This window comes from Acinetobacter sp. 1000160 (assembly GCF_000588715.1).
In the GTDB taxonomy this organism is placed as follows: Bacteria; Pseudomonadota; Gammaproteobacteria; order Pseudomonadales; family Moraxellaceae; genus Acinetobacter; species Acinetobacter courvalinii.
On record NZ_JFWP02000011.1, the window covers coordinates 1 to 11655 of the forward strand.

10 protein-coding genes are annotated in these 11655 nt (G+C 44.4%); 8 read left to right on the plus strand and 2 right to left on the minus strand.

All coding sequences use genetic code 11. The features are described from left to right. The first annotated feature begins 563 nt into the window (after nucleotides 1-563). The 6 genes from J699_RS02065 (at nucleotide 564) to J699_RS02040 (ending at nucleotide 5336) form a co-directional block, all read left to right on the plus strand. On the plus strand, nucleotides 564-1451 hold the full coding sequence (locus J699_RS02065) for a VacJ family lipoprotein (RefSeq protein WP_032882974.1): 888 nt from the start codon (nucleotides 564-566) through the stop codon (nucleotides 1449-1451). Nucleotides 1452-1582: 131 nt separating this feature from the next. Continuing rightward, on the plus strand, nucleotides 1583-2551 hold the full coding sequence (gene gigA, locus J699_RS02060) for an RsbU family protein phosphatase GigA (protein WP_032882975.1): 969 nt from the start codon (nucleotides 1583-1585) through the stop codon (nucleotides 2549-2551). Between the two features lie 102 nt (nucleotides 2552-2653). Next, nucleotides 2654-3175, plus strand: a complete 522-nt coding sequence (gene gigB / locus J699_RS02055) for an anti-anti-sigma factor GigB (protein ID WP_004774748.1) — start codon at nucleotides 2654-2656, stop codon at nucleotides 3173-3175. A gap of 28 nt (nucleotides 3176-3203) precedes the next feature. Further along, nucleotides 3204-4028 carry a carbon-nitrogen hydrolase family protein gene (locus tag J699_RS02050; RefSeq protein WP_032871169.1) on the plus strand — a complete coding sequence of 275 codons (825 nt, stop codon included), beginning with the start codon at nucleotides 3204-3206 and terminating at the stop codon, nucleotides 4026-4028. Nucleotides 4029-4238: 210 nt separating this feature from the next. Beyond that, nucleotides 4239-4601 carry a DUF4951 domain-containing protein gene (locus tag J699_RS02045; protein ID WP_005228808.1) on the plus strand — a complete coding sequence of 121 codons (363 nt, stop codon included), beginning with the start codon at nucleotides 4239-4241 and terminating at the stop codon, nucleotides 4599-4601. A 300-nt stretch (nucleotides 4602-4901) separates the two neighbouring features. Beyond that, nucleotides 4902-5336, plus strand: coding sequence for an organic hydroperoxide resistance protein (locus J699_RS02040; RefSeq protein WP_005228806.1), 435 nt, complete (start codon nucleotides 4902-4904; stop codon nucleotides 5334-5336). Nucleotides 5337-5397: 61 nt separating this feature from the next. Here the strand turns inward: J699_RS02040 and gspE are convergent, their stop codons facing one another. Further along, the gene (gene gspE / locus J699_RS02035) at nucleotides 5398-6888 is read right to left on the minus strand and encodes a type II secretion system ATPase GspE (RefSeq protein ID WP_005228804.1); all 1491 of its coding nucleotides are present in this window, start codon (nucleotides 6886-6888) and stop codon (nucleotides 5398-5400) included. A 93-nt stretch (nucleotides 6889-6981) separates the two neighbouring features. Here gspE and J699_RS02030 point away from each other — a divergent pair, with 93 nt between their 5' ends. Both J699_RS02030 and J699_RS02025 read left to right on the plus strand, forming a co-directional pair. Continuing rightward, entirely contained in the window at nucleotides 6982-7803 is an 822-nt protein-coding gene (locus tag J699_RS02030; RefSeq protein ID WP_005283463.1) for a hypothetical protein, read from the plus strand. Between the two features lie 9 nt (nucleotides 7804-7812). Beyond that, nucleotides 7813-8730 (plus strand): mechanosensitive ion channel family protein, encoded by a 918-nt coding sequence (locus J699_RS02025; protein WP_004774742.1) that lies wholly within the window; start codon nucleotides 7813-7815, stop codon nucleotides 8728-8730. Here J699_RS02025 and J699_RS02020 read toward each other — a convergent pair whose 3' ends face one another. Then, nucleotides 8731-11589 (minus strand): DUF2339 domain-containing protein, encoded by a 2859-nt coding sequence (locus J699_RS02020; RefSeq protein WP_032871167.1) that lies wholly within the window; start codon nucleotides 11587-11589, stop codon nucleotides 8731-8733. Nucleotides 11590-11655: the final 66 nt, after the last annotated feature.

Here is an 11655-nt window from a genome sequence, read left to right on the forward strand (position 1 = left end):
TAGCTTATGGCTACAAATCTTGGCTCATCAATTACTGACTTAATATTTGCTCAAATAAACTTCGAGAAATTTAAACCAATTAATCAATGAAATATTTTCGATCGATCAACCAGTAAAAATCCACACAAGTTGTTCTTCTATTCTCTTAATGATCTTCTCGATGATTCGTCATCATCAAGCTAGGTCGGCTATATTACTCTCAATCTCTTAAAAGTCAACAGGTAATTTAGATATTTAGCAAACTTATCAACAAACTCAAGAATCTAACCATTTTAGCCAAATCCTTGTTTCTCAACAAGTTTTTATCTGCATCACCGCCGATGGATGTGCATTCTACAGCATTCACTATCCAATGCAACACCCTTTTTTAAATTTATTTGATTTATTTGATCGAGTGTATATTTTTAGAGCAAAATTACATTTTTTCTTATATTTTTCGACCGAATTTGTTTTAATACGATAAGAACAATTAAACTGTACTCTCGATATCTATGTTTTGCGTTAAGTGACGCAATCATTTTAATGACTGTATTATTTCGCTCTCACAGCGATTAAGGACTTATATGCATTACTCGAATTTTATCTTGCTTGGGTTGTTAACTGCTGGAGCGTGTTCATCAGTATTTGCGCAAGAGACTCCAACTGAGTCTGCTGCTCAAACTGCGACATCACAAGCACAGGTTACTCCTGAGCAAAAGGTTTCCACCATTAAAGCCATAAAAGACTTAAAGCATCTCACCAAGAATGATTTAAAAGTAAATGCCAATGCTGCACAACCGGATGCAGTGAAAGATCCTTTACAGCCATTAAATCGTCAGATTTACGCATTTAATGACATGTTAGACCGTAACTTGTTAAAGCCAGTTGCGATTCAATATGTGGCTAAAGTTCCTGAACCTGTGCGTAGCCCTTATCGTCAGTTCCGTAAAAACCTGGGTGAGCCATGGAATGCGGTGAACCAGCTCATTCAAGGCCGCCCTACCCGAGCAGCAAAAACTTTAGGTCGTTTTACAGTAAATACGTTAACCACTTTAGGTTTTGCAGACCCTGCGCGTCGTTTGGGCTTAGACACAGAAGAAGAAAGCTTTGGCGTGACGCTGGGTTATTACGGTGTCCCTTCTGGCCCTTATGTGATGTTGCCTTTCTTTGGACCAAGTACTTTCCGTGATGGTTTTGGCTTGGCAGCCGACAGTTTTGGACGTCCGCAAAAATATTTACTGGATGATCAAGATGGGATTTACTGGTCTACTAATGTATTACAAGCCGTTGATGCACGTTCACAAATTCTGGATATTGAAGAAAGCCTGAAAGGTGATAAATATTCCATGATCCGTGATTTCTATTTACAGCGTAAGGCTTTCCAGATTTCAGAGAAACGTGGTGACTCTGATGATGTCTCTTTTGTTGGTGATGCAGATGATGTTGACGACTCATCTTCTGACGAAAAATGATCATATTAAAATAATGTTTTACAAACTTATGTATTGTCAGGGAATTTAAACTCTGGCAATACTATAGTTATAGGTCATCTTTCATCTATGATGAATTAAAAATGATCATACAAAGGATTGACTATTCATCTATGTATTTCATTCAACCCACACGTGCCATACCCTGTCTAGATCAAGCTTTAACCGAGTTACCAAGTTTGCAGATCATTCAAGTTGATGATCTGGACTTGTATGATCAAACCATTATTGCGATTGCCGACGTACAAGATTTTTTAAAGTATCAATGGAAGTTGCCGACGGTGGTACTCGCCTTTGAACATGAAGGTGCGGCTTTGGCGCAAGCATGGGAACTGGGAGCCTTGGCGGGCTGGATTTGGGATAGCTTACCCAAGAATCCAATCCATTCTTTATTCAAGATCGATGCGCAATATAAACGTAATCAGGATAGCCGTGACTTACCTTCGGCGGCCGAATTACAAAAACGTTTGTTGCCAAACCCGATTGAGCTGCCGAACTACCAGTTTGAATCTTTCTTTCAGCCTTCGGCTTATTTGTCGGGCGACTGGTATGACTATTGGCGTTTGAATGATGAAGAAGTGCTATTTTATCTGGCAGATGTATCAGGACATGGTGTCACCAGTAGCCTATTAACCTCGTGGATGGCCGCCTTTCATGGTCGCTCAAAAACACCGGGGCAATTAATTCAGAAACTCAATGCCATGTTAGTGCAAGAGAATATTGAAAAGCACATCACCATGGTGGCTGGTATTTTAAATCTGGCGACCCATGAAGTGCGTTGGTCTAGTGCAGGACATTCCCCGCCTCCAATTATTTTTGAACCGAACCAGCCTCCACAGATTTTAACCACCAGTAGCTTTCCGTTAGGGCTCACCGAAGAACTGGAAGTTGAAGAGCATCGCTGTGTATTAAGCCCTCAGGCACGGTTCATTGTGTGTTCGGATGGTGCGCTTGAACCTTTCGATGGTGGCCTGAATGATCAGTTCAATCAACTGGTCGAACACCTGCAAAATGATGCCTTTAAAGCACCCGACCATGTCGCGGATGACATTGCAATACTCAGCCTTCGCCGAATGAATTAATTTAAATATCATCAACTTAACCAAATCCAGGCATCCACCCACTTGTGTCTGGAATATCACTATGGGATAATTTTATATCCTTTCTCTGAAAATGGCATTTATATGTCAACAGGTCATGTTGAATATGCAAGTTTGAACGGAACGCATATTTTCAAGCTTATTGGCGAAGTGCGTGCTCACTCTTGTATAAGTCTAGACAAACTGCTCAACCGAATTGAACAACAGCAAAATGTTGTTGGTGCAATCGTTGACTTAACTGAAACCACGTTTATTGACAGTACCGTTTTAGGCATTCTGGCAAAACTGGGTTTAAAGCTAAAGCAAGTTCATCAGATCCAAGCAGTCATGCTGTCAACAAATCCGGATATTACGACCTTGGCCAACAGCATGGGGCTAGGTCAGGTATTTGTGATTTTAAATTACTGTGGCGATCCGAGTGTATGTACGTTAGAGCTTACCGATGAACATGTCACTCATAGTGCCATGCTCAATACTGTGCTTGATGCACATAAAACACTGATGCGTTTAAATGAAAATAACCAGAATATGTTTGAACCTCTGGTTAAACAATTGCAAAAAGAACAAGATTGCCTCAATCTCGATGCACATAAACAAAACGCTTGATCATTAAACCTGATAACGCGGCGCCTATATGACTTTACTCTCTGTTGTACAAATGAACTCCCAAAATGATATCGAAGCCAATTTCGTTGTCATTGAATCATTAATTCAACAGAGTAAAGCTCAGGCAGCTGAACTGATCGTTTTTCCTGAAAACTTCGTCTGCTTTGCTGCGGGTAAACAGCGTGAGACCGCAGCGCAATTCGAGAGTATCCAGCAACGATTAGAGCAACTGGCACATCGCTATCAGATCTGGATTATTGCAGGCACGCTCCCATGCCCTTTCCGTCCAGATGGTTCAATCATTCAGGATGGCCGGGTTCGAACCGTCAGTTTATGTATCAGTCCTGAAGGCACCGAAGCACGCTACGATAAAATTCATTTATTTGATGTGCAAGTCAATGATGCCGTTGGCGGTTATCAGGAATCTAAATTCTTCGAACCGGGTGATCAGGTCATCGTTGCCAAGACACCTTTTGGTAACATCGGCCTGATGGTCTGCTATGACTTACGTTTTCCGGAACTGGCTTTAACCCTGCGCCAGCAAGGCGCCAATATGTTAACCGCCCCTGCTGCCTTTACCTATACGACGGGTCAAATGCATTGGCAGTTGCTACTGCAAGCGCGGGCCATGGATAGCCAATGTTATGTTTTAGGTGCTGCCCAGCAAGGCTGGCATGGTGAAAAACGTCAAACTTGGGGGCATGCCGGGATTACCAATAGTCGTGGCCAGCTGCTTCAGATGATCGAGACTGAAGGTCATGGTCTCATCACCAGTGCATTTGATCTTGAAGAACAAAATGCTATACGTGCTTCTATGCCACTGATGCAACATCGCAAATTAATTAATTATTAAAAATGCCATAATCGCAACATTTTCAATGTCGGTTTTGCGCAAAATAACGGCAACAGCACATGTGCTGACCGTATTGTTCAATTTTTATCAATGTAGCTTTTCTAGATTCATGATTTAATACAATTTATTTGATCATGATCGAACAAAGTCGAATGATTTTGGGATAGGCATGATGTAACATCATCAACTGATTCTTATTAAGCTTTATTCATGTTTAGATTTATCGCTGCTTTGTTTTTTTTGGGGACCACTGCATCACTTCATGCAATGACAGTTGATGCAAATATCGAGGAATCGGCAACTTCAGCAACGATCTTGTCTACCCCGCAGAATTTATCCTTAAATGCGTTTGGTCAATGGATTATTGGCTGGGGAACAGGTCCAGAAGGTGCCCGTCAGCGTCTGGATAATATTCAACGTGAAGATGTTGCTGTGATTAAGCAAAAAGGTACCACGCTGGAAATGATCAAGGCTTGGCAGCAACATTTCGAACTTGAAGCGCAAAATAATCTCAGCAATCCGACAGCCCGTTATCGTGCCCGTCTGATGAAAAAAATTGCCGATCTGTGGTAATTCACTAACAGAACACGTTTCTAGCCTTGGCATAAGTTTGATTACTTATGCCTTTTGTTTTTTATAATCGATAAAAATTTTCCCACTGTTCAGCCCCGTCCTACGTACAGGCCTATTCAAACTAAACGGGCAACAACTAGACTCCCCACATCTAACAACCATGGCACCGACAATAAACCGGCATTTACCCTACACGTATAACAACCAAAGAGGGCAAGATTGGCAACGTTTACTGACTTGTATTTTGCTTCAGAATCAGTACGATCAAATTGCATTCAATAATATTCAGGGATCATTATCATGTCATTAGAAAAAGTGGTTTATCGTGCAAAAGCAAAAGCAACCGGTGGTCGAGATGGCCGTGCAACCTCTTCTGACGGTGTTTTAGATGTAAAACTCGGTGTACCTAAAGAAATGGGCGGTGCGGGCGGCGAAGTGACCAATCCGGAGCAACTGTTTGCTGCCGGCTATTCGGCCTGTTTCTTGGGAGCAATGAAGTTCGTTGCCAACCGTGATAAGTTCAATATCAGCAAAGATGCCTATGTAGAAGGTGAGGTCGGTATTGGCCCCATTCCAACAGGTTTTGGGATCGAAGTTACTTTAAATGTATATCTGATTGGTATGGAACAAGCGGAAGCAGAACAACTGGTTGCTGCCGCACATATCGTTTGCCCGTATTCAAATGCAACCCGCAACAATATTGATGTGAATTTTAATATCGTGACGGCTGCATAATTTGAACGACCATAAAAAACAGCATGCGATCTGCATGCTGTTTTTATTTCAAAGCCTAAATTTATTCTTCAGCAGCTTCATTGGTGACACGAAGTACTTCTTCCAATGTGGTTTTACCTGCTAGGACTTTTAATAAACCATCATCACGGATGGACGCTGCATGACGGCGTGCATGATTTTCAAGTTCATACTCAGCCGCATTGCCATGAATCAAACGGCGCATCGACTCATCGACTGGCACGATTTCATAAATAGCCGTTCGACCGCTAAAGCCCACATGTGAACACTTTTCACATCCCTTCGGTTCAGGCAGTTGCATTGCTTCATCGGCTTTAAGATGCTGGAAAACCTGGCGTTCAAAAGCATCTGCCGCTCGCCATGTGACACAATGCGGACATAAGGTACGCACCAGACGTTGGGCAATCACCCCAATTAAGGAACTGGCCAAGAGGAATGGCTCGATTCCCATATCCTTTAAACGGGTTACTGCCCCAATTGCGGTATTGGTATGCAAGGTAGACAATACCAAGTGACCAGTCAAAGATGCTTGAACTGCAATTTCAGCAGTTTCCAGATCACGAATCTCACCGACCATCACCACGTCAGGGTCCTGACGTAACATCGCCTTCAAGGCACGTGCAAAGGTCATGTCCACTTTGGTATTGACCTGTGTCTGTCCAATTCCTTCCAGTTGATATTCAATTGGATCTTCGGCAGTCAGGATATTACGGGTATTGTCATTCAGATCAGACAAGGCGGCATACAAGGTCGTGGTTTTACCCGAACCAGTTGGGCCGGTGACCAGAATAATGCCATGTGGACGATGGACCAGTTGGGTTAAACGCTCATAGTCATTTTTCATCAAGCCCAAATGGGTCATGTTGAGACGCCCCGCCTGCTTGTCCAGCAAACGCATCACCACACGCTCGCCATGCGAGGAAGGTAAGGTCGAAACACGGACATCTACTTCACGTCCAGCCAGACGCAATGAAATACGGCCATCTTGCGGGACCCGCTTTTCGGCAATATCCAGTTTTGCCATGACCTTGATCCGTGAGACCAACAGTGGTGCCAGCTCACGACGTGGCTGAACAATCTCACGCAATTGGCCATCAACACGCAAACGTACTGACAGTTTTTTCTCGAAGGCTTCGATATGAATATCCGAAGCACTGACCCGAATCGCTTCTGATAATAAGGCATTGATTAAACGCACAATCGGCGCATCATCTTCCTGATCCATCAGGTCTTCGGCTTCAGGGACCTGATCGGCCAGACTCAATAAATCGGGATGATCTTCCAGCCCTGCTGCAACCTGTTGCGATTCGCCGGTATCCCCCGCATAACTGGAACTGAGTAAAGCATGAAATTCCTGATCACTACACAATTGATCGTGAGCAGATTTCCCCAAAATTCGACGCGCTTCCTGCAACGCAATACGCGCAGTGTCCTTGCGTCGTACAATAAAAATTTGATCACCTTCATAGCGCAATAAAACGCCATGTCGCTTCGCAAAACTATAAGGAATTTGTATTTGTTTAAGTATTTGCATCACACAAATAATGATAAGAGAAAGTATTGAGTGTACTCTAAGCAGATTACAGCGTGAAGTCTGTTTAGCATACTCACAAAGGAATTTTGCATCTTGTCTCAAAATAATCAATTTGAAGCACCGCCTTCCAATACATTGAAATGGTGGGGCGAACAACAATTCGAACTTCAACAGGCCAAAGCTTGGCAATTCGGTTCATTGCTCTTTCGTCTGACCCGCGGCATCAAAGAATGGCGTCTGGAATATCATCGCCCTCAGTTTCAGTATGACTATGAACAACAATGGCGAATATTGAACGATATTGAATTTGCCATGCCACCCCCAGCAAAAATTGAACGCTACATGTTTCATAAAACCAATAGCACCTTTCATTTAATGCCTCGTCTGGCAGATCGCTCGGTGGTGATTCGTCCTGTAGATCCGATTTATATTCCAGCGGGACAGCGCGGAACCTTATATATCAGTACGCCATTGTGGATCGCTGGTCTGGTAGATGGTCTTTCTGAACCGCTTTTTGATATTCCCGTGATTCAACCGAAAGACACCTGGTTTGGTAAAGACCCGCAAAATGGTGAGATTTGCTACGCCACCTCAGTCGACGGGCGTATTGATTTGAATCTACTGAAACCACGTGCTTTCCGTGCGGTCACGCCAATTGAGTTTCACAACACCAGTCATCATCAATTGCGCTTTGACCGTATGAATGTGCCGGTGCCTGCTCTGCCATTATTCTATAGTGAAAGTACAGGACGCTTATGGACCTCGCAAATCAAGGTCTATTACGAAGGAACCGATCATCCGGCCCGTATTCGCATTGAGAACAAAACTCCGACTCAGGCAGGTGAAGTCACCTATGTACATCCCCCTCGAGCCCCAGGTAGCACCTTATTCAATATGTTTGATTCATTCTTTTAAGGGGGTGCCATGCCGAATTCAAATATTCCAAAAGATGTTGCTGGCAGCCTGACCAGTGTTTTTACCAACATTAATTTTGAGCGCCTCAGCGAAATCGTGGTCGCCATTATTTTATGTTTTATCGGCTTCCTGATTGCGCGACTGGTGTCCAATGCCTTTATCCGCACCATTGGCAGCCGTTTTAATGCCCATCAACGCTTATTATGGCGTCGAGGTATTTTTTACTTTATTTTCTTGCTGTTCATCATGACCAGTTTAAGGGAAGCGGGTTTTAAACTGAGTGTCTTTCTTGGTGCAGCGGGGATCTTGACCGTGGCCTTGGGTTTCGCCTCACAAACTTCTGCAACCAACTTGATCAGCGGTTTGTTCCTGATTGGCGAAGGTTCCTTTGAAGTCGGCGATACCATTCAGATTACCTTGATTCGGGGGCAAACCATTGAAGGTGAAGTGATTTCAATTGATCTACTCTCGGTTAAACTGCTCACACTGGACAATGTTTATATTCGCTTGCCGAACGAACAGCTGATTCGAACGCCGGTGATGAATTTATCCAAATATCCGATACGGCGGATTCCGATTACGCTGGCGATTAACTTCCATGAAGATATCATCAAAGTTCGGCAAGTCTTGTTAGATGTTGCAGCGAAATATCCACTGGTGATGGATGATCCGAAAGCAACAGTGACGGTAACGGCGTTCAGGGAGTCTTCCATTGAGTTGTTATTTGCAGTGTGGTGCCGTCAGGAAAACTCACTCAAAGTCCGCGATGAAATGCAGGAGCGGATTCGTAATGGCTTTCTGGAAAATGAAATCGAGATTCCTGTACCGAAAATGGGCCTGATTGATCGACCTCTCCCTTTAGAAAATGATGAAATCGATCAATATGCCAATCAGAAAGAACTGAAAAAAGACGAGAAAGAAAGATAATTAGCTTTCTTTCTCTGTTTCACTTAGCGCAGGTGGCAACGGTGCCAAATAAGCAATCACCAGCATCACCGCTCCCGAACCGATAAACGAAATCACACGGGTTAAGGTGCCACTTTGCGATAAGTCCAATAACAGGAGTTTCAGCACCACGATTCCCAATAAAGCCGCACCGACAAACCAGATTTGACGAATGTGACGGCGACTGGAAAAGGTCATCAGGATAAACGCCAGAATCACCCACAGCAGCGTCAAACTCAGTTGCACATCACCATTCGACCAGATGGCTGTGCCCCAAAATGGCGTGCCTAGATAATGATGCATGGCGCGCACCACCACACTACTCAGTACCAATAGCCCAATCAAAATCGTGGTGACTTTAAAGCCCCATTCTATCGAACGCTCTGCACTAAAGTCATGATGATAAATCATCCAGATCAGACCAAAGAACATCAATAAAGACAGAATATCGGTCAGGTTAAATAGCGGTAGTACATAATATTGCTGCGCAGAATAAGGATCCAGACTGATCAATACCAACCAGAATAGGGTTAAGCACCAGATCGGAACCTGATGTAGCAATTGGGTGTTCTTCGATACAAATTGCCAAAGACTATAAATCGCCGGAACAATCGCAAGTGCAACAAGCGGCATGATTGGAAAAATAGCCAATCCAATACTAGCAAGACTAAGCCAGAGCAAAGCCGACCACAGGATGAGCGATACTTTAGATCTGTTATCACTCAAGAGCATCAGGATCAAGGTCATGGCAATTGAAGCTACAGCAAAGCTGAGTTGGTTTAAGCTACTCGACCAATGCCAAACCGAATACACATTTTGAGCAAAACTTTCCACGTAGAGCAATGCTAATAAGCCAGCCAACAAGATGAGCTGTAGACTGCCCCATTGCAATCGAGATTTAAGCTGTACGGCCAGACTAAACAAAGCTAGCAAGATAGCTGCGACCGCGAGATATGGACTCAGCCCATGTTGTTGCCAATGCATCAATTCAACCGCAGCAATCGCTCCAGAATATAAACCAAGTGCTAAAAATACGCCGCTGAGCATGCGCGCACTAAAGTACTTTTCGACTTCCTGATAATGCAACAAGTAAAAAGCCGAAATAAATTGCGCTAAAGCAAAAATCGCGGTGCTTAAAATCGGGAAATGATCATTTGACCAGACCTGAAACAGCAGTGCTACCGAACTGAGCAAGACCAGTGCGACGCCCACATAACGACTTAAACGATAACGCTCGGTGACACCCCAAACGATTAATGCCGTGCCCTGAATCACCCAGCCGGTTGAGGTCCAGTGCGCCCCTTTGGCCAGTGGGAAAATTAATGCAACGAATACCACCGCAAGGATAAAAAAGCTTTTGGCTAAAATTGAAAGTTGCGGATACTGGCGTTTAATCCAGAGATTTAAGGCAATATAAGTCGCTGCAAGTGCAACGGCTCCCCACGTCAGTGCTGAGGTCGAGTTATGCATTAAATAGGCATGCAAGGAAAAGCCCAGCACAGGCACACTAAAGATCAGGCCGACATCCAGAATCGGCTGTAAGCGCTCAGATGACTGATCGGTTGGTTGCTGGTTTTGGCGTAGCATTAACTGGCTATAACGGATACTCAGCCAGATAAATAAAGCGATATGCAACCACAGGATCACATCCAAAGTATCGAACTGCGACGTCTTGGCATACACCCCGATGCTAGAACCACCAATAAACATGGTGGCAAAGAACGCAATCTGATGCAGGATTTTCCAGGGTTGAATAAAGTTCAGCGCTGCCACTGCCAAGTTAATCACAAAGTAATAGCCAAACAGGAAAATCACATCCGGATGATTTTGTGGAATCACCAACGGCGCAAGATAAGCCATGGTCAAGGCCAACATGGCCAAATACAGGGCGTGTTGCTTTAAACTCAGATAAACCGTAGCCGATAATAAAATCACAAATAAAATACTGGCTGTGCTTAAGCTGGCAATCACGGCAAAATGATGAGAGAAAATCAAGGTCAGGAACACGACTGCCAGCCCGACGCCTTGCAACGCGACGGCAAAGAGCTGATTTTTCCGTTGCAGCCAATCCCCCGCCACAGTCGTCGCGATACCGGCACTGGCAATAAAGCCCAGTTTTACCCCCAGACTGAGTTGCCAATGTTCACTGGCAAAACGTAAGAGTAAAACCACACCGACCATGAGTACTGCGACAGCGACACGCAGAATCGGATTGCCGTGTATCATCCAGTCCAGTGCGGGCTGCCACCAACTTGGTGTATTCGGCTTGGTGGCTTGAGTAACGGGAGTCGAAGTCTGCCCACCTGGTGCTGCAACGGATTCAGTTTTTTGCTGCATCCATGCCGGATGCTGCACGGAGTCAATAGGATTAGAAGAAGCTGTAGTTGTGTGTTCAAGCTGCTGATCCAGCGGAGTTGACTGGGCTTGAGCGGCGAGCTCGACCTGAATCTGATGGTGTTGAATCGCATGCTGTTCCAGATGCAATAAACGGGTCTGGAATGCACTGATGGTTTGGATCAGGCACAACAGCAACACCAATAAAGCACCACCTGCCAGCCACATCCAAGTATTCGCATAGGCAAACAGGGCCACCAATGCTGCGCTATAAATCACAATTTTCTGGACAGCCATCCCTGTAGCCGGCACAAAACCATTCCCGCTTGCTTGTTCAAGTTGTAGCAAGCGCTGATGAATCTCAGACAGAATGTGCACAATAACAACGGTCAGCCCGATTGTCGCGGCAATAACAGTCGCATGCCATTTGAATGCAACCGCACAAGCAAGCAACACCGTCAAAGCAATCAGGACAACGACTATTCCCTGTTTGTCTCTTTTATACATAGACTTATATCAATTATGACAGCTTCATTGCTGGTATCTTACTTGATCACTGCATAAGCAGGTATT